The 20192-nt window shown below is 36.2% G+C and carries 17 protein-coding genes and 3 pseudogenes; 2 read left to right on the top strand and 18 right to left on the bottom strand.

The window, feature by feature from the left end; genetic code table 11:
• Nucleotides 1-4: 4 nt before the first annotated feature.
• From N7U66_RS10340 to N7U66_RS22810, 17 genes and pseudogenes are all read right to left on the bottom strand, one after another.
• The gene (locus N7U66_RS10340) at nt 5-751 is read right to left on the bottom strand and encodes a class I SAM-dependent methyltransferase (protein ID WP_267678408.1); all 747 of its coding nucleotides are present in this window, start codon (nt 749-751) and stop codon (nt 5-7) included.
• A complete protein-coding gene (locus tag N7U66_RS10335) occupies nt 751-1308 on the bottom strand; it encodes a B12-binding domain-containing radical SAM protein (RefSeq protein WP_390886651.1) in 558 nt (185 codons plus the stop codon). Before N7U66_RS10335 ends, N7U66_RS10340 begins: the two co-directional genes overlap by 1 nt.
• A 100-nt stretch (nt 1309-1408) precedes the next feature.
• Nucleotides 1409-1753, bottom strand: coding sequence for a hypothetical protein (locus tag N7U66_RS10330; RefSeq protein WP_267678407.1), 345 nt, complete (start codon nt 1751-1753; stop codon nt 1409-1411).
• A gap of 64 nt (nt 1754-1817) precedes the next feature.
• On the bottom strand, nt 1818-2141 hold the full coding sequence (locus tag N7U66_RS10325) for a hypothetical protein (protein ID WP_267678406.1): 324 nt from the start codon (nt 2139-2141) through the stop codon (nt 1818-1820).
• Nucleotides 2142-2169: 28 nt separating this feature from the next.
• Nucleotides 2170-2967, bottom strand: a complete 798-nt coding sequence (locus tag N7U66_RS10320; RefSeq protein WP_267678405.1) for a class I SAM-dependent methyltransferase — start codon at nt 2965-2967, stop codon at nt 2170-2172.
• Entirely contained in the window at nt 2968-3576 is a 609-nt protein-coding gene (locus N7U66_RS10315; protein WP_267678404.1) for a hypothetical protein, read from the bottom strand. It lies immediately after the preceding gene.
• Nucleotides 3573-3908 carry a hypothetical protein gene (locus N7U66_RS10310; RefSeq protein WP_267678403.1) on the bottom strand — a complete coding sequence of 112 codons (336 nt, stop codon included), beginning with the start codon at nt 3906-3908 and terminating at the stop codon, nt 3573-3575. Before N7U66_RS10310 ends, N7U66_RS10315 begins: the two co-directional genes overlap by 4 nt.
• 7 nt (nt 3909-3915) lie before the next feature.
• Complete coding sequence (locus tag N7U66_RS10305; protein ID WP_267678402.1) at nt 3916-5283, bottom strand: B12-binding domain-containing radical SAM protein; 1368 nt, start codon at nt 5281-5283, stop codon at nt 3916-3918.
• A 67-nt stretch (nt 5284-5350) separates the two neighbouring features.
• Nucleotides 5351-5584, bottom strand: a complete 234-nt coding sequence (locus N7U66_RS10300; RefSeq protein WP_267678401.1) for an FHA domain-containing protein — start codon at nt 5582-5584, stop codon at nt 5351-5353.
• A complete protein-coding gene (locus N7U66_RS10295) occupies nt 5575-6288 on the bottom strand; it encodes a nucleotidyltransferase domain-containing protein (RefSeq protein WP_267678400.1) in 714 nt (237 codons plus the stop codon). Before N7U66_RS10295 ends, N7U66_RS10300 begins: the two co-directional genes overlap by 10 nt.
• A gap of 100 nt (nt 6289-6388) precedes the next feature.
• The gene (locus tag N7U66_RS10290; RefSeq protein ID WP_267678399.1) at nt 6389-6547 is read right to left on the bottom strand and encodes a hypothetical protein; all 159 of its coding nucleotides are present in this window, start codon (nt 6545-6547) and stop codon (nt 6389-6391) included.
• A gap of 223 nt (nt 6548-6770) precedes the next feature.
• The gene (locus N7U66_RS10285; RefSeq protein WP_267678398.1) at nt 6771-6926 is read right to left on the bottom strand and encodes a hypothetical protein; all 156 of its coding nucleotides are present in this window, start codon (nt 6924-6926) and stop codon (nt 6771-6773) included.
• Between the two features lie 340 nt (nt 6927-7266).
• Entirely contained in the window at nt 7267-8703 is a 1437-nt protein-coding gene (locus tag N7U66_RS10280) for an MltF family protein (protein ID WP_267678397.1), read from the bottom strand.
• Nucleotides 8704-9035: 332 nt separating this feature from the next.
• The gene (gene polA / locus N7U66_RS10275) at nt 9036-11882 is read right to left on the bottom strand and encodes a DNA polymerase I (protein ID WP_267678396.1); all 2847 of its coding nucleotides are present in this window, start codon (nt 11880-11882) and stop codon (nt 9036-9038) included.
• Nucleotides 11883-12041: 159 nt separating this feature from the next.
• Nucleotides 12042-13051, bottom strand: a pseudogene (locus N7U66_RS10270) (isoaspartyl peptidase/L-asparaginase family protein).
• A gap of 152 nt (nt 13052-13203) precedes the next feature.
• Nucleotides 13204-14871: an MFS transporter gene (locus N7U66_RS10265; protein WP_267678395.1), complete on the bottom strand. Its 1668-nt coding sequence runs from the start codon at nt 14869-14871 to the stop codon at nt 13204-13206.
• Between the two features lie 86 nt (nt 14872-14957).
• Nucleotides 14958-17896: pseudogene (locus N7U66_RS22810) on the bottom strand (GH92 family glycosyl hydrolase).
• Between the two features lie 170 nt (nt 17897-18066).
• Here N7U66_RS22810 and N7U66_RS10255 point away from each other — a divergent pair.
• Both N7U66_RS10255 and N7U66_RS10250 read left to right on the top strand, forming a co-directional pair.
• Nucleotides 18067-19295: pseudogene (locus N7U66_RS10255) on the top strand (metallophosphoesterase).
• Between the two features lie 63 nt (nt 19296-19358).
• Complete coding sequence (locus N7U66_RS10250; protein ID WP_267678394.1) at nt 19359-19655, top strand: thioredoxin family protein; 297 nt, start codon at nt 19359-19361, stop codon at nt 19653-19655.
• Here the strand turns inward: N7U66_RS10250 and N7U66_RS10245 are convergent.
• Nucleotides 19652-20158, bottom strand: a complete 507-nt coding sequence (locus N7U66_RS10245) for a polysaccharide deacetylase family protein (RefSeq protein ID WP_390886640.1) — start codon at nt 20156-20158, stop codon at nt 19652-19654. The genes N7U66_RS10250 and N7U66_RS10245 overlap by 4 nt on opposite strands.
• Nucleotides 20159-20192 lie beyond the last annotated feature (34 nt).

Here is a 20192-nt window from a genome sequence, read left to right as displayed (position 1 = left end):
TTGTTTATTTTTTTATCAAGCACAACCATGAATATGGTGAATCTTTTTTGCCTAGTATAGCATGGAAGAGGTTTCGCTTGTACTTATATAAAAGTTGAAAATCTTTCGTCAAGTCGATGTTATGATGGTAATACTGTTCTGCCATTTCAGGAAGGCCAAGGTCGTTATAATACTTTTTTGTACGTTGTTTTGCTAGTGGAATTTCTGAAGCCTCATAGAATGGACTGTCAATGAGATGAATTTCTCCTTTTGGTTTTAAGTAAGAGACTAAAAGCCCTATTAATACTGTGAAATTTTCAAAATATTGAATCGTTCCATTGAGAGTAATGATATCAAATTGACTTTCAAATTGGTCGAATACTTTAAATAAATCTGCATAAACAAATTTTAAATTTTTCTTATTAAAAATGCGAGCTGCTTGTTCCAATTCTACACGATTAACATCTAAACCAATAACCTCATTTTTCTTAGATATCGTTGCGATTTTATTAGAAAACCAACCGTTCCCACAACCTATATCTAAGATAGTTAATCCCCTATTTTTATTAGCAATATAGTTTACAAACCGCATAGTAGATTTTTTGCGAAGCTTCCATTCATATAGGTCGATATGAGGCAGTTTTATCACTTGTGCATCTGTCAATAGACGTTGTTCTTTTTCCCGAGCCGCGAGATAAAATTTTGAAAAAGCAGTGTTTTCAGGCGTCAAATAATAGACCTTTTTTTCAGGGATGCTGTGGCTTAAATCCATTATCTTTTATATAGTCTCATACCAGTTTGTGCTAACCTTGATTTTGTTTTCAATTTTAAAGCAGTAACCAAGCTTCGTTCTCTTCCTTTGAGTAATTCCTTATTATAATTCACTTCGTTTACAATGTATCTTACGGCAAAATCATAATATTTCTTAGCGTAGGTTCCGGAGAAATCAATGTCTCGATCGGTAGAGGTTTCCCAGTCAGGTTTAGTGGTTATTTTCCCTTCGATGTCTTTATATAGAGCGGTTCCTTTTATTGGATATGCTATGGTAATGGTAAAGTGAGTTGGGTTTGCAGCTTTAAGATATGCGACAGTTTTACTAATGTCTTTCGCGTCTTCACCAGGGTACCCTACCATGATAAATGTTCCTGTTTCTATTTCTAAAGCATTTGTTTTTTGTATGGCTTCTTTTACCACATCGACATCCACGCGTCGATCCATGGCGTCAATTATTTTTTGAGAGCCACTTTCAGCACCAATCCAAATACGGTAACAGCCTGCCTCTTTAAGGAGTTTTAACACGTTATCATTTAAGCGTTCAGCCCTGGTAATACATTCAAATGGAATTACAGCATCTTGGTTTAGAACTTCTTTGTGAAATGCTTCAATCCATTTATGGCTTACTGTAAATACGTCATCTACAAACCGGATGTTATCTCGGATTGTAAGTGTTTTTTAACATTCGTAATTCTGCGGCCACTAGCTCCGGCGGACGCCTTCTGTAACTTTGTCCATAGACCGCTGTACTACACCATTTACATGTGTAAGGACAACCACGTTGCGTACTTATGGTCATAGAGCTTTTGCCGTGATGAGTTTTCCAGGTCTCTAAATATTTCTCCACAGGAATTGCGGCTCTGTTGGGCAAAGGCAAGTCTTTGAGACTCTTCATTTGCGTACGAGGGGGAGTTGTTATAAGTTGACCTTCTTTTAAATAGGCAATGCCTTGTATTTCACTATAGTCATCATTATTCGCGATAGCATTATAAAGTTCCAATGTGGTTTGTTCGCCTTCTCCAATAATTAAAAAATGAACACCAGTGTTTAAGTACGCTTCACAATTATAGGTAATGTCTCGGACCTCCTAAAATAATTTTTGGAAAGCCATATTTTGCCTCATCAATTAATATTTTAACCAATTTTATAACATTCACTTTAGTCATTATATTGGTGTAAATAGCAACAGCTTTAGGTCTTTTTTTGGCAATATAGCTTAGTTGTTCTTCTTTAGAATAAAAGGTAGAATCATAGACATGATTTTCGACGTCATTCTCATTGAGGTATGAAGAAATATATAGAAGTCCGAGAGGTGCATAGGGTCTCATTATTAATTGCTCCTTTGGGTCTTCAAATAAATAATAGGTATGGGTAAGTATTATACTCATTATGTTTTTCTTCGTTGATTATTGTTCCTCACTGTAAGATTACGGGTTTTTCGTGAATTCGATTAAAAAATGATCTGCGTATCTCGGCCCAAAATTTATTAGTTAACACAGTGTCAATACCTTTGAAAACACTTAACAATGCTGGTTTTGCTAGAATAGATTTTTCAAAATAGGAAGGAGGAATCGCTAAGCCGATAGGTTTTATTTTTTCCAACCTATAGGATTTCGTGGTTAAAGATACAATGTCTTTAGGATTGTAGTACCAAGTTTCAACACTAATACCATCAACATTGGCCATGACGCTTTCGTTTGTATTTCTTCTTTTTGCTTTTTTAAAGTTGCATTTAATAGAAAAATAAAAGTATTCCCACAGGCAGTTTTTAGGCATGATTACGAGAATTAGTTTGCCTTTTGGCTTTAGTAAACGGGAAGTTTCCTTGAAAAAAGTAAGCAATTGTTGTTGAGATAAACAGTTTAAACCTCCAAAATTAGAAAAAATAAAATCAAAGGTCTCATTAAAAGTAGCCGCAGCAAGAGTATTGATATCTTGTTGTTGAAAGGTTACATTCTGACGATGTGGTTTGGCTATAGCTGTTTCAATCATGCCTTTCGAGAGGTCGGTAGCAATAACTTTATGGCCTAAGGCACCAAACTCTATGGCATCTGCTCCTGTGCCACAATTTAATTCTAAAATAGAAAGTTTCTTCCCTTGTTTTAATAAGGGATTGATATATTTGAACACGAGATCACGTTGTGCTTTTCCTATGTTTGAAAAGGTAAATACAGAATCATATGTTCTAGAGGCTATGTCAAAATCAGCTTTCATCTATACCTTTGAAATTATTAATGTTCCTCTTTGATATCTGGTTAAATCTTCAATAGCAATGGTCGGACTGTATTTTTTTAAAATATCTTTATGAATTAATTTCGAATTTAATTCGTTTCTTTTTCTATAATTTTCACCAATAAAATTAATGATTTTTAATTTATGTTTTTCACATAATTCAAGATAATATGGGTAAGATAATCTATTGGTATAAGCGATCGTATTTTCCGCCCAATATTTCCAAGTTGAATCAGAATATCTAAGAAAATTAAATTCGGAGATTGATTTATCCTGAAAAAGTCCAGGATTAGCAAAATGATCAATAAAATTAATGGTATGCACACAGAACTGTCCTCTATTAATGCTTTTTTTTGTGAATTGGAATAGTTCATTGAGAACTTTTGGCGACATATGCTCTAGTACGACCTGAGATGAAATATAGTCAAAGCTTTTAAACTGATTCAGAACATCATGAAATGTATATGGTGCGATATAGGTGATATTCAATAGTGCGAACAGAGTGGTTAAACTTTCGGTCTTTTTTATTTGATCGATTTTGTTTTTTAATTCTTGCTTAGAGAAAATGCTTTTTGAAGCTATTAATTTCAAAATTTCGGGTGGTCTAAGTAATAACCTTGCTTTTTGTAAGTAGAAAATTTGATGTCCTTTGTGATGTCAACAGTCACTATTTTTTGAAAACCAAGTAGTGATAAAATAATTGATGACACCAGGGAGTATCCTGTACCAATTTCCAAAGCCGTTTTGTGAGAGGATAAATCAATGTTACAGTAACTAAATTTCCGAACACATTCATGGGTTTGGTATAAAGTAACGTGGTAATGGTGGTTTCTATTTAGAGTCGCAGGAAGGTGATTTAAATAGTCGCCTAGTGGCGTAGTAGATAAAATTTTTTGAAGGAATGCTTTTACTTTCCAATTCATAATGTGTTTATTTTGAGAGCCTTTCTAAAAGATATTTATCATACATAGCAGTTGGTATATAGTAAGCTAATTTTAGTATAGATTTGAATTGGTTTATGTGCCCATGTTTCAAATTATAGAGGCCTTGACTTTTTCGATATTCTTTATGAACGTAGCGTTGTAATTTTCTGTAAAATTGGGCACTGTAAGTTCCTTTGAACATCATGGCTAAGTCGTCAGAATCGGTCCAATTGGCTTTTAATTGTAAGTCGTCTTTTACTTTCTCATAAAATTTTGTGCCAGGTAAAGGATAAGAAACCGAGATCCCAATATTATCAGGAAGTAGCTCTTTAATCATATGTATCGTTTGTTCTATATCTTTTTTGGTTTCTTCTAAGTATCCAAATTGAATAAAGAAGGCGACACGAACATCTTTTGCTTTTAATAAACGAGTGGCTTCATAAATTTGTACCACATTGGTTTCTTTGTCCATAGCGTCTAAAACACTTTGGGAACCACTTTCGGCACCCACCCAAACCTCTTGTAGGCCACTTTCTGCTAAGGCATCTATGGTGTCTTCTTTCAACAATAAATCAACGCGACTTTGGATGTAATAGGAAATAGAGAGTTTTTCTTTTTTGAGTTCCGTATTAAAATTTTGAACCCAGTTGGGCTTGAGTCCGAAAATATCATCACACATCCAAAAGCGTTTTACTCCGTAGGTTTCTTTTAAATATCTTATATGTTGGGTAATGTATGATGGTGAATGTGAGTTGTATCTATTTCCATAAATTGGTTTTGCACACCAATTGCATTTAAAAGGACAGCCACGTGTTGTCACCATATTCAACGTGAATTCATTTCCACTGCTTTTCCAAACCGCCTTGTACGCGTCTATATCTATAAGATCCCAAGCTGGCATTGGTAGTGCGTCTAAATCACGCAGTACTGGATGTTTTTGATTTTTTATAATGTTTCCCTCTTTTTCAAAAACAAGGCCTTTTATGGATGTTGCATCTTCACCGTTTGTTAAGGCATCAAGCAGTTCTTTTAAACTAATTTCACCTTCACCTTGAATAACATAATCGGCTCCTGCACTTAAATATTTTTCATAATGGTCGGTAGAATCGGAACTGCAAACAATAACTTTACAATCTAAGTTTTTCGCAATTTCAATCATCTCGAAAGCCGCTTCTCGCATAGAAGTTAAACACATTTTGGTGAGATAATTAAAGCCGTCATCATATAGGACAAAAAACCGTGGCTTTTTCTGCTTTATTTTATCTAGAATATGTTTGGGTTGGTCTGAAAGGGCGGTATCATGTAATGCGACAGAATAGTTGTGTGTCCTTAGGTAAGAAGCTGCGTAAATGGTGCCTAAAGGGGGGAAAGGCATTTTGTTTGCCCACTGTTTTTTGTCAAATTTATAAAAATAAGAATGTGAAAAAAGGACATCTACCATTTTAATGACATTTTATATTATGTTTTGCTTCAAATTCTTTACGTTTGTGTTCGTAGGATTCAATTACTTTCTTTTGAAAATTTTGAGGATGATGTTTGCTCACCGACTTTGTGGATTTTAAAGCAATTTCAAATTGCTCTTTTTCTAGATGACTAAATTTTGATGTCCAACGGTTAAGTGTCACTTTTCTAAAATAATGGTCTATCGTATCCCCCACGCCTGAATTTAATGCCAATTCCGAAGTTTAGACACAATAAAAGGCTTTACGTCTTTAATGTCATCTTCTTTTAAGGCATTAATATTGGGAAAATGTTTTTTTGCCCAAGAGTTTTTCTCTAAAAAAGCAGTGTATGTTTTTTTTCCCGTTACAGGAATCAATGTGGCTAACTCGGTTGCTGTAAATAGGTTTTTTTCAGAAATCTCCGGATGATTTGTGCTAATAAAATAATTAACACAAAAATATTTTTTAGAATTTAATAGAAATATTTTTTTATAGAGAATGAGAGATGTTCTTGCAATCCAAAGCCGGTTGGGTTTGGTAATAATAAAAAAGTCTATATCACCATCATTATCATAAGATCCTTTAGACAGAGCTCCTGAAATGCTCACGCTTTTAACATAAGGGAACTTAGAAATGAATTGAGCTCTTTTTAGTGCCTTAGGCATAATTTGCATGGCCTTTCGATTACTAATGAGTCGTCGTTCGGCAATGGCGGTATCATTGTTATAAATATAAAATCCTTTATGTTCTTTTAAAACATTTATACTTTCTAGTGTTTTGATTTCATTTTCTATTATATCTCTATTTTGGGATTGCGAGTAAAGAAAAATTTCTTCCTTAGTTAAAGGGTAGTTAAAAATAGAATAATATAGTATGGGTTTTAGCGCTAGCAAATTATACTCATCAATGATTGTGAAAATCAAATTTACAATAATCAAACAGGAAATTAAGCTTTTAAATTAATTAGTTATCTCTGTTTAGCAGTAAATTAAAAAAGAGATGTGTTCGCCTTAAATAGAAGCGTGATCAATACATGGTTTAATTGTGGTCTTCCAAGTCAATGGTGTTTCTCTCTTCTTCTTCGGCCTCTGCGATGGCATATAATAGAATACTTATTTCTGCGAGTAAAAAAATAATCTTAAGGGCTTTGCTTTTAGTTAAACCGCTTCCTAAGCTTAACAATTTTGTGATAATCATAATAGAGTTTTTTTATTTAACCGTACACTTTAGTTATTAAATAAGTGTTGTTCAAGTTTTAAAATTAAAAATACGGACTTGATTTTTGAGGTAACAGCAACCTGATTTAGATACAAAAATCACAAAATTCCTTGTGCTACCCCTTTGAATTAGGATTGTCATATAGGACCAGCACATAGTCATCGTTTTTTTGTATTATAAATAAGGCGTCCTACTATTACTTTTAATTTTGACTCAGTTTTTTGGTATGCTTTTGCGTTTCATTACTTTTAGCTAGGGCATAGGCTATAATGCCAATTTCTATTAGTAAAATAGCAATTTTAGCTTTTTTGTTTTTCGTCAATAGACTGGTTAATCCTATTATTTTAGTTGAAATCATGATTTTGTTTTTTTTACAAATTACATTATAAATTGGCATTGAATTAACTTAAATAATGATATGATGTGCTTATTTGGTGCAGGGGATAAAAAATGAAGGAATCCCTAGAATGTAATTTTAGAATAAGGACATCTGTTGTGTCTTCTCCTACTTTCTTAACATTTTCTCTATGATACCCTGTTTAGATGTTATTAAATTGAGTTATAAGTGGGATCGGTCTTTTAGTTTTATTTCATGTGATTTAAATAGGAACGCGGCACTAGGCGCTCCTCGCCATTTTTAAAATAACGTTCTGGATAGGCCTCGCTTACGAGAACATGGTTTGTTGCGATAACAATGGTTATTCCTCGATAAATTGAGTGTAATGAAGATAACGTTCAAAAATTTGATTGACGTAATTGTAGGGTTCTATACCTCTAACATAACCGTATTTTACTATTGGGTTATTATAATTTTTGGGATGACTTAATGCTAAAATCATATCTTCAACATTATCATCCCAACGGGAGGCGTCTAAGCCTCTCTCTTGAGCCAATTTACGGGCGTCTCTAACGTGGTATAATCCACAATTGTATGAAGCCATTGTAAATTTAGTACGTTGCGTAGTGTCTTTTATTTTATCAAAAGTCTTCCAAATCTGTTTAAGGTATTGGGTGCCGCCTCTAATACTCTGTTTTGGATCGCTGCGATTTTGAACACCAAGTTCCTTTGCCGTTTTAGGCATTAATTGCATCAACCCTTTAGCATTCGCCCAAGAGCTGTTGTTGGGGTCAAACCTTGATTCCTGATAAATTAGGGAAGCTACCGGACGCCAATCCCAATCCATTTTTGCGGCATGTCTTTGAATAAGCGTATCGTAAGGACTAATTTTGTCTTGTGTTAAACTGTAAAAATCACTTTTTACACGGCGCCTAAAATCTTTTTTATTCTTAAAATATTTATTATAAATCACGTTATAATCTACCTCTTTTTTAATGTCCTCAAGCCATAAATTAGTTGCTTTTAATAATTCAGGCGAATTTTTACGTGTCGCCCACCCGATACGTTGTGAAAAACTTACGGGCACCTCAATATCTAAAATGGGATAATAGGAGGCCATAATCTTGGCTATATTATTATCAGCTATAGTATATTTAATATTTCCTTTGGCGACCTCCTTAATGATCTCATCAGTCGCCATTTCACCGGAGAGAGGATGTATTATAATAGGGCCACCAAGTTCTTCGCTAAGATTTATAATACGCTCACTGTAGGAGGAGCCTTTACGAATAGAGACGGTGTCATGTAATAATTCTATGGCATCTTGTATTAACGCATTTTCCAATTTGTGCCAATGCATACTGCGCCAATGGTCCGGTTTTTTTTGAACCAAAACCTGTTTGGTCAAGTACAAATAGTTTGTGAACGCTACAGCCGTTTTTCGATTTGAGGTAATGGCAAGACCGTGCGCCAAAATATCACCTTCCCCTTGATTGAGTTTCGTAATGAGCTCATCGAGATCTTTAACCACCACCATTTCAAGCTCAAGGTCTAGATGTTTGGCCAGCCGTTTGAGTAAATCGTACTCATAACCCATAGGTTGGCCTTTATATAGGAAATAGCTTGTTCCGCTATAGACGGTAAGTGCTTTTAGTTTACCATCCTTTTTAATAGCTGTTAAATCCCGTTGTACTAGAGCCTCACTAACGACGACCTTCTTTTCAGGCTGTGCACAATGAAAGACTAACAGAAATAGTACTACATAGTGTACTTTAAAAAAAGAAGCGTTTAGTTGCATTGTTAGTAGGCTTTGGGATTCTTTGTAAAGTACTAAAAATATTGGACTTAGTCTCAATGGGACTCTTTATCTTAGCTCAAGTAAGAAACCCATATTGCTTAAATGTCATGGGTAAAGAAAAAAATTTAGCGTGTTTAACCGCAATTAAGCTGTTGAACTCGGTTTGAATTAAAATCCATAAAGGTTTTGAATAACCTTTGTTTCTTGAATTGAAAGTGTTACTACTGGTTTTTTGTAAAGCGTGCAGAGTTCAGCAACCATCAATTTATTAAATTGAGACTATATAAAATGAAATGAGATAGCGCTAGTTAGTAGAAGATGTCGGTATTGCTTTAATGCGCCTCCAACCAATTCAATCCAGTGTCCACTTCAACATCTAAAGGGACGTCCATTTTAAATGCATTTTCCATTTCGGTTTTAATCAAGGTTTTCATGGCTTCCAATTCGGGCTTGTACACATCAAATACCAGTTCATCATGGACTTGTAGTAGCATTTTTGTTTTATAATTACCCGCTTCGAGTTTGTTGTAAATATTAATCATCGCGATTTTAATAATATCGGCAGCGCTCCCTTGAATGGGTGCATTTACGGCATTACGTTCTGCAGCGCCACGAACGACTGCATTTCGGGAATTAATATCTTTTAGGTAACGGCGGCGGCCTAAAACGGTTTGAACATAGCCATGGTCTCTTGCAAAATCAACTTGCTCTCCCATGTATGCTTTTAACTTTGGGTAGGTTTCATAATAGGTGTCGATCAATTCTTTGGCTTCACCGCGCGACAAATCGGTTTGGTTACTTAAACCAAAGGCAGAGACCCCATAGATAATTCCAAAATTCACCGTCTTGGCATTACTACGTTGCTCACGTGTCACGTCTTTAAGGTCCACACCAAACACTTTTGCAGCTGTGCTGGCGTGAATGTCTTCACCATTTTTAAAGGCTTCCATCATGGTTTCCTCTTTACTTAGTGCCGCGATAATACGGAGTTCAATTTGCGAGTAATCGGCAGCTAGTAAAAGATAATTTTCGTCTCGAGGCACAAAGGCTTTTCGAACTTGGCGCCCCCGTTCAGTACGAATAGGAATATTTTGTAAATTTGGGTTGTTACTGCTTAATCGCCCCGTAGCCGCAACGGTTTGCATGTAATCGGTATGTATACGACCTGTTGAGGGTTCTACTTGTGTTGGAAGCGCATCTACATAGGTGCTTTTTAGTTTTGCCAGGCCGCGATATTCTAATATATTTCTAATGATCTCATGGTCTTTAGCAAGATAAGAGAGGATATCTTCACCTGTGGCATATTGACCCGTTTTGGTCTTTTTTGGCTTGTCAACAAGTTTTAGTTTTTCAAATAAAATAATCCCCAATTGTTTTGGAGACGCAATATTAAATTCCTCACCCGCCACGTCAAAAATCTTAGTTTCTAAGGTTTTTATGTCGTTGTTGAGGTCTCCGGATAAAGAATTTAAAAAGGCTTCATCTAAATTAATCCCTTCTAATTCCATCGCAGCCAAAACCCGTAGTAATGGCACTTCGATATCATCAAAGAGTTCTTGTGTGTTGGCCTCCCCTAATTCATTGGTAAAATGTTCTTTTAACTGTAGTGTGATATCAGCATCTTCAACAGCATATTCAGTTTGCTCGTCTAGAGGTACTTCACGCATGGAGCGTTGGTTTTTGCCTTTTTTACCAATCAATTCTGTAATTGAAACGGGTGTATAATTCAAATAGGTTTCTGCCAGTACCTCCATGTTGTGACGCATGTCTGGATTAATCAGGTAATGTGCTAACATGGTGTCAAACAATTTGCCCTTGACAACAATGTTATATTTGTGTAATACCTTGATATCATACTTTAAATTTTGCCCAATTTTCTCAATGTGTTCTGCTTCAAAAAACGGACGCAGGTGTTCTATAATGGCCTGTGCTTCGGCATTATCTTCTCGAAAAGGTAAGTAAAATCCTTTGCCAACTTCCCATGAAAAAGCGATTCCTACAAGTTCTGCGGTTAACGGATTCAAACCTGTGGTTTCGGTATCAAAACAAACACTTGATTGGTTCATTAGGTTTTTTACAAACAATTTAGTCGCCATGCCCGGGGCTATACTTTGGTAAAAATGTGAGGTATTGGCTATCGTTTTTCTTTCGTAAGTGTTTTCTGATTTCGTTTCCTCTGAAGGGTTTTCGCCACCAAATAAACTAAATTGTCCCGCACCAGCGCTACTGGTTTCTTTAGGTGTTGCTTTTGTTTCGGTTTCCGATGACGTGTTTTGTTTCGAAGTTGCTTCATTTCCTGAAGTGAATGTTTTTACAAAATTATCAGTCAAACGTCTAAACTCCAGTTCCTGAAAAATTTCTTTTACTTTTTCTATGTCCGGTGGATCTAATTCAAAATCTTTCGCGTGGAAGGTTACTGGAACATCTAGCATGATGGTTGCTAATTTTTTAGACAGTAGCCCCAGTTCGCCGTTGGCTTCAATTTTTTCTTTCATTTTACCCTTTAGCTTATCTGTGTTTGCTAAAAGGTTTTCCATACTGCCAAATTCGGTTATAAATTTTTTGGCTGTTTTCTCGCCAACACCTGGTAGTCCCGGGATGTTATCAGACGCATCACCCATCATGCCCAAAAAGTCAATGACCTGTAAGGGATCTGTGACTTCAAATTTTTTCTGTACCTCAGGGATGCCCCAAGTCTCATAACCACCACCAAAAACAGGGCGGTACATAAAAATATTTTCGCTTACTAATTGCGCAAAATCCTTGTCCGGCGTCACCATAAATGTCCGGAAGCCTTCTTTTTCTGCTTGTTTTGCCAAGGTTCCTATAACATCATCAGCTTCATAACCGTCTTTTACCATGATGGGAATATGCATGGCTTCTAAAATCCGGCAGATATATGGAATAGCCGTTTTGATGCCTTCCGGGGTTTCGTCTCTATTGGCTTTGTATTCCCCATACAATTCTACACGATCACTACTGCCGCCTTTATCGAAACAAACCGCAAGAAGATTAGGTCGCTCTCGTTTAATAACATCTAAAAGGGAGTTCATAAACCCCATAATGGCCGAGGTGTCTTGTCCTTTAGAATTAATTCTTGGATTCTTTATAAAGGCATAGTAGCCACGGAATATTAAAGCGTAGGCATCTACTAAAAAGACGCGTTTGTTATCAGTCATGTGTTGTTTGTCTAATGAAAAATGATGTCACTCTGGGCGCTTTCGAAGTAGATTCTATTTATAAAAATTTATTTCTAATAGCATCACGCAAATTACAATATCTTTAAAAACTAAAGAACCCCTAATTGAAGAAAGTTATTAAAAGATCACTGGGTGCTTTTAAGGTTTATAGTAAAAATCTGAAGGGATATTTTCATTTTTGCCATCTTGATACTTCATATACGTAAAGCCTTCGTGAATGCAATAAGAACCTGTTTCTCCAGCTTTATTTATGGCGATGTAGGCAATTTGAAAGTCTTTATGGCCCTTATTTTTAGAAACAATACGCTTTACAGCTTCTTCACATGCTGCTTGAGGGCTCAAGCCATTACGCATCAGTTCAACAATGAGAAAACTTCCAACGGTTTTGATCACTTCTTCCCCCATACCTGTAGCGGTTGCACCGCCAATCGCATTATCTATAAACAAACCGAGAACCAATAATGGGAGAATCACCTACGCGTCCTTTCATTTTATATGACAAACCGGAAGTAGTACATGTTCCTGCAATATCACCTTTAGTATCCATAGTGAGCATTCCTATCGTATCATGGTTTTCTATATTTATAAGGGGCTTATATTACGGTGATTTTAGCCAGTCTTCCCAAGCTTTTTTAGAAGCTTCAGTCAGTAATTCTTCCTTTTTAAACCCTTGTGCATAAGCAAATTCTTCGGCACCTTTTCCCGCTAACATGACATGGGGTGTTTCAGTCATGACTGCTTTGGCTAAAGCGGCCACATGAGTAATATTTTCTACGCATACCACGGCACCACAATCGCCGTTACTATCCATCACACAAGCGTCTAAAGTCACATGGCCTTGTCGGTCCGGTGCACCGCCTTTACCAACAGTTGTGTTTTTAATATTTTCTTCTTCAACAGTGACGCCCTCAATAGCGGCGTCTAAAGCAGAAGTGCCTTTTAAGAGTGCCTCTCCGGCTTTTGCATTAGCAGCTACAAATCCCCAAGTACAAATAGCAATAGGTTTTTTATTCATAGTTAAGGGTGGTTTTACGTTTGAAAGGTTTGATTTTGATTCAATAGAAGTATGGCATGCTGATAAGGTTCCTCCTACAGCTAATCCAACACCGAGATAGTGATGCGTTTTTAAGAAAGTGTCTGCGTTTCATAAAAATCTGTAATTTTCATCCCCGAGTAGGCGGGAATTTTTTTCTATAGTTTTATTGAACAAGATATGATTTTCCATTTAAATGCCACTTAATAAAAACAGAAACGACTTACTAATAAGTAAGCCGTTTCTGTAATTTTAAACATATATATGTTAATACTCCACACCTTGCTTGTCCAATACTGTTTTGGTTCTAAAGGAGTAGAATAATAGGTACCCAAAGCACATCACTGCAATCCAATATGAAGACTGTATACTAAAGATGTCTGCGATTTTTCCTTGTAATGGTGGAATAATAGCACCCCCAAGTATCATCATGATTAAGAAAGCAGAACCTTGAGAGGTATATTTTCCTAAACCAGCAATACTTAAAGTAAAAATACACGGCCACATGATTGAGCAAAATAAGCCACCAGATAAAAAGGCAAATAGAGCAAGATTACCTGTTGTAAATAGTCCAATTAACATCCCTAAAACGCCTAAGGAAGCAAAGATTTTTAAAGTTTTTACCGGATTATCCTTCGCCATAAAAAAGCCCGCAATTTGAACAGCAATACAGACACAGAACAACAGCATTTCATTTGTTGTGTACTTTCCAAAGTTGACTAATAAAATAACCCCAAAGGCAATATAAGGCACAATAATTAGTAAGACTTTTTTTAGTCCTTTACTAGGATTAAATACGGCAATTGCGCCAACCCAACGCCCAATCATTAATCCGCCCCAATACAATGAAATATAAGGCGCGATTTGTGCATCGTCAAAAACGGGCAAGCCTAACGGATTTAAATTGGCTGCTTTGTCTGCCACTTGCTTTAAAAGTTCCCCTAGATTACTTTGAATGGTTACTTCTACGCCTACATAGCAAAAAATGGCGAGCATACCTAAAACCAATTGCGGGTATTTCATGGCGCCCCAACCATTACCATTTTTAGAAGCACTCGTATTAGCTATGAATACAGAAGCGACCACTGCGAAAAGCGCCACAAACAGCACAATCAAACGGGTGTTTTCTAAACGGTCTGATGCCATTTCTCCACCAGAATAGGTGCTAAAAATATAGCCAAAACAAGCGACAATGACTAACGTTAAAACAATTAATAGGTTTCGTGCTTTATTTGCAGGTTCAAAAGCAGTTTCAGATTTTAATGCTGGTAATTTTTTAGAAAAATGGAATAATGCAGCTGCCAATAAAAAAAGGACTCCAACCCCGATGTATAAGGCTTGAATGGTGGTTAGTTTAATTTCATTATTTTTTATCATGGCTGTTAATTCGTCACCCGATAAAGGGGTAGAACCAAAAATAACCAAAGCGACAACAATAGGTCCAATCGTTGTTCCAAAAGAGTTAATACCTCCAGCTAAATTTAAACGATGTGATCCTGTTTCAGGATCTCCAAGAGCTATGGCAAAAGGATTAGCAGCCGTTTGTTGTAATGAAAAACCAAGCCCTACAATAAATAAGGCAATGAGTACATAATAAAAAATATGAGTTTGACCTTGCTCGGCACCAGCAATGGCAGGATACATAATAAGCGCACCTAATGCTGAAATTAAAAGGCCATAGACAATGCCGTTTTTATAACCCCAATTATTAAGAATGTCTTTTTTAATAGAGCTGGATATTATAAAAAGCAATAAAGCACCTAGGTAATAAGCACCGTAAAAAGCAAAATCAACCAACTGTGATTGAAATTGATCGATGTTAAAATAGGTTTTGCAAAAAGGAATGAACACCCCATTTGATGCGGCAATAAATCCCCGTAAAAAGAAGACCGTAACTAAAGTGGTTAAGGCTGATTTGTTGTTTTGATTTGACATTGTTTTGGTTATTAGTGGCACTAAATGTAATTAAAAAAAATGTTAGACGATAATAAATTGTCTTGTGTATAGTTATTGTATGGTTTTTATTTTATGCTGATTTCATCAACAAATAACCAACTCCTCCCATCGTGCTTGTACCCTAAGTGCCATTCGGGAAGCTCTCCTAGTTTTTTTGCAACGATCTTTACATAGCGGTAATTCTCTTTTCTAAAATCTGTAAACTGGACAGTTTTAATTTGTACGGAATCATTTTTAGCTTCTGCATTTGTAATTCTACGACCTGTTTCACTAGAATTAAAATCTATACCATTCGTTGACACGAAACATTCAATGTCTGTTGGATAGAAAATCCATGAGCGTTGGTCTTGTAAAAAGTTTATAGAAATTTTGCTGATGGCTTTTTTACTTCCCAAATCTACGGTAGCGACCAAGTCATTATCAAAATATCCTTGCCAAGTGCCTGTTCTAAAATCTTGGGTTCCAAGAATACCATCAATGAGGGCATCATTGCCTCCGGCATTGTATTGGTTGGCGTATTGTGTGTCTAATGTAATGGATAGGTTGGGATCAATTTCAATAAATTTTGTTGCTATGGTATTACTTTTTTCTCCGTTTAATTCTGAATAAGCTTTTATGGTTACTGGCTCAGAAAGATCAAAGGGCTTACGGTATTCTTGATATTCAGTATTGTTTATAGAATAAAAAATGGTGCTGTTTTTAGTATTATTTTTTAATGCGATGGTGGTCCTTTCCTTAAAGGCTGTATGCCCTTCAGAAAGGTATGGTGGTGAAACCATGATATGCTCTGTTATTTCAGTTTTAGGTTCTTGTCCTTCTTGAGTCGCCCAATGAGAGGGGGAATTTGTCATTTTGAAATGAAGGATTCCGCCTTTCATTATAGCATCATGAGAAATATAAGAGTGGTTAAGTGTTTTACCATTTAACGTTGCTGAGGCAATGTAGATGTTTGCGTCATTGAGATGTTCAGCTGAAACAGTAAACTGCTTGCCATTTTCTAAATTTATGGTGGCTTTATCAAACAGTGGCGTGCCAATAATATAGTTATTACTTCCAGGTGTTACTGGATAAAAGCCAAGCGAACTAAAAATATACCACGCGCTCATTTGTCCACAATCTTCATTTCCGGCAATGCCATCCGGGGAATTGGTATATAATTCAGTTAATATCTGATGTACTTTCTCCTGTGTTTTGTGTGGTTTATTAATAAAATTATACAGATAAGCCATGTGATGACTAGGTTCATTACCATGGGCATATTGCCCTATCAATCCTGTAATATCTGCTTGAACTCTACCGAAGTTGTCGGTTGGGCTTCAAACAATGCGTCCAACTTTAATTCGAAGTTTTTCTTTCCTTCATGTAAATCAATAAACCCGGACATATCTTGTGGGACATAAAAGCTGTATTGCCAGGCATTCGCTTCTGTGTAGTTAAAATTTACTTCATAAGGGTCAAAAGGAGCAAACCAACTGTTTCGAAAACGACCTCGCATAAATTGGGTTTCAGGGTCAAATACGTTTTTGTAATTCTGCGCACGTTTTAAGTAAATTTCATAAATGGAGTCTCGCTTCATGGTTTTTGCCATTTGAGCTATCGTCCAATCGTCATAGGCATACTCCAAAGTTTTAGAGACCGATTCGCTTTCCTCTTCTACCGGAATAAAACCTAATGTTTTATAACTTTTTAAGCCTAATTTATCTTGCATGGCCGAATGGGTCATGGCTTGGAGCGCCTTGTCTGTATCGTAATCTTGAATGCCTTTCAAATAAGCATCTGCAATTACGGGAACGGCGTGATAACCAATCATGCAACCCGTGTAATTAGCACTTAAATCCCAAATGGGCATAATGCCACCTTCATCGTATTTTGCCAAAAAGGTGTTTATAAAATCGTTTGTTTTTTCTTGTTCAATAATGGTGTACAGCGGATGTGCTGCACGGTAGGTATCCCAAAGTGAAAACACCGTGTAGTACTCGAAATTTTTAGTTTCATGGATTTTTAAATCCATGCCACGATACCGTCCATCCACATCTTGGTATAGGTTAGGTGCAATAGATACATGGTAGAGAGCTGTGTAGAAATTGGTTTTGTAGTCTTCGTTGGTACTCTCCACGACTATTTTTCCAAGTTGCTTTTCCCACGTGTCTTGGGCTTCTTTCTTAAGGTTTTCGAATGTTTTGCTGCCTATTTCATGTGCTAAGTTTTTCTTTGCGCCTTCAATATCTACTGCAGAAATTCCAATTTTAATAGTAACAGGTGTGTTGTTGGGATTATTAAATTTTAGAGCCATTTTCTGCGCGCCTGCCACGTTTTGTTTTGGAGTAGATTGTGTGACAGCATTAAATGGATGCGACGTTTTTATCGCAAAATATAACCGTTGGTTCTTGGCCCAACCTTCAGAAAAACGGTAGCCAACAAGTTCGGTGTTAGATACTTTCTCAATGTTAGCATCTATAACTTTATCCCGATGGATTAAATCTACAATGGTGTACTGGTCTTCTGAGGTAGGAAATTGGTATTTATGAATACCACTTCTTTTTGAAACTGTCAATTCCACTTCAATATCTAAGGAATCTAAGTGTACTTTATAAAAGCCTGGTTCAGCAACTTCATTGTCATGCGAAAAATGAGCACGATAGCCTTCTTCCCCATCAGCACCATTATTAAATTGCTGCGCGTTTGTTGGCATAATTAAAATATCGCCATAATCACTAACACCAGTTCCGCTTAAATGTGTATGCGAAAAGCCGTAAATATAATGGTCGCTGTAATGGTAGCCGTAACACCCATCCCAACCGTCTAAACGGGTGTCCGGACTTAGTTGCATCATCCCGAAAGGCATGGTAGCACCTGGATAGGTGTGCCCGTGACCGCCAGTTCCAATAAAGGGATGTACATAAGTAATCAAGCCTTTGTCTTTAGTTACTTCATTATGATTGGTCTCTATGCAAGAAACAAATAGAAGTAAAACTGTAAAAACGACAATAAAATGTAACTTCATTTATAAAATTGGACTAGGTTTAAGGGCGCTAATATACTTAAAAAAAGCTTTCTCGATAAGTAAGCTAGAGCGAGTCATTTCGGCTTGAAAAAGCAAAACAGGAAAACGTTAACAAATTACTAAGATAAGTTGGGAAGAACAATTAATACCTTTGTATAAAAAACGGGCCTATGTTACGGTGGACTATTTTTATTGCATTTTATATTTTGTTTACGGTGTATGGATTTCAAGCCATAAAAACCATAGGCAGGTCTGTGTGGATTAATACTATTTTTATAGTACTAGCTTTAATTGTGGCGGGTAATTTTATTTATCAGTTTTCTATGGCTTCCGAAGGGCGTGTCATTACAGGAGTCAAAAGTTACGCTTTTGGTGTTTTGCTGGCCTTTTTAGCGCTAAATATAGTGATAACCCTTATTTTATTTGCTGAAGATATCATTCGTTTTATTATGGGTGCGTATTATAAGTTCTTTAGTACCGAAAAAGACTTTTATCTGCCTTCACGAAGACAGTTTATAAGTACAGTCGCTCTTGGTTTAGCGGCGCTTCCATTTGGTTCACTTCTATACGGAATGATTCAAGGACGCTATAATTTTAAAGTACTTAAATACACTTTGCATTTTGAAGATTTACCGAAGCGTTCGATGGTTATAAAATAACTCAGTTGAGTGATATCCATTCCGGAAGTTTTGATAATAAAAAGAAAATTGAATACGCTGTAGATTTGGTAAACCAACAAGAAAGTGATGCCATTTTATTTACGGGTGATTTGGTTAATAATTTTGCAGCAGAAATGATTCCATGGCAATCGACGTTTAGTAAATTGAAAGCTAAAGATGGTGTGTTTTCTGTTTTAGGAAATCACGATTATGGTGATTATGTCGATTGGGATTCTGAAGCATCAAAACAAAAAAATGCGGAACAATTATATGACATTCAAAAAGAAATAGGCTTCGATTTAATGTTGAATGACAGTCGTTTTATAGAAAAAAACGGCCAACGTATAGCTGTCGTTGGTGTGGAGAATTGGGGGAAAGGAGGGTTTAAAAAAGCAGGTGATTTACGTAAAGCCACAAAGAATGTGAATGCAGATGACTTTAAAATATTAATGAGTCATGATCCATCCCACTGGGAGGCAGAAGTTATAGACGACCAGTACCATTATCATTTAACTTTAAGCGGGCATACCCATGGGATGCAGTTTGGTATTGAGATTCCTGGTTGGATTAAATGGAGTCCAGTAGGTTGGCGATACAAGCAATGGGCAGGAATATACCAAAAGAAGGGCCAATATATTAATGTTAATAGAGGGTTTGGCTATTTAGCCTATCCTGGAAGAGTAGGGATTTGGCGAGAAATAACCGTGATAGAACTAAAAAAAGGATCTAAAGAGGCTTAAAATAAGGCCGATAAATTCATAAGTTGTTAAAAAATTGTAGATTTACATTAAATACTTTTAATAATGTCAAAATTTGGTGAATTAATTGATGTTAATATTCCTGTTCTGCTAGACTTTTTTACCGAATGGAATGAACAATCAACAGCCATGCATCCGGTACTTCGAGACGTTGCAGCTGCTCTTGGTGATAAGGCTAAAGTGATTAAAATAGATGTGGATAAGAATCAAGAATTGTCTGAAGCGCTTCGTGTTAAAGGCTTACCAACACTTATAATATATAAAAATGGTGAGATGAAATGGCGTCAAAGTGGGGAACAGGACGCGAATACTTTAATTGGTATTGTTCAACAATTCATTTAAACGTCAATAGTTTCAAAACGAAAGCCTTTTTTACTAAAATAGTCTAAAAATTCCGGTAGGGCATACCTCATGTTTTTAAATGCTTTTACGCTGTCATGAAAAACGACGATGTCGCCGTTGTTCGTTTTTGACATCGCATTTTTAAGGCATTGTGCTTTGGTAATGTCTTGTTCCCAATCAAATGTAATCACACTCCACATAATTATTTTATATCCTAACTTTATCAAAGCGTTTGCTTGGCTATTTTTTATTTGCCCGAAAGGAGGTCTAAATAAGTTGCCGTGGTTGGAGCTATTTCCTAACTGTTTTGAAATGGTGTCTTGCGCTAATTTCACATCCTCTAAATACTGGTCGGTTGTGGTTTTCCAGCCTTTAGCATGATTGAAGGTGTGGTTGCCAATACGGTGATTACCCTCGATAATAGCCTGAAACAACTCGGGATGTTTTTGCACGTTATTACCAATACAAAAAAAGGTTGCTTTTGCATGGTACTGTTTAAGCACCTCTAAAGTCCATGGTGTAACTCACGGAGTAGGA

The organism is Lacinutrix neustonica (assembly GCF_026625145.1).
GTDB lineage: Bacteria > Bacteroidota > Bacteroidia > Flavobacteriales > Flavobacteriaceae > Lacinutrix > Lacinutrix neustonica.
This window is presented reverse-complemented; position numbering and strand designations above follow the sequence as displayed.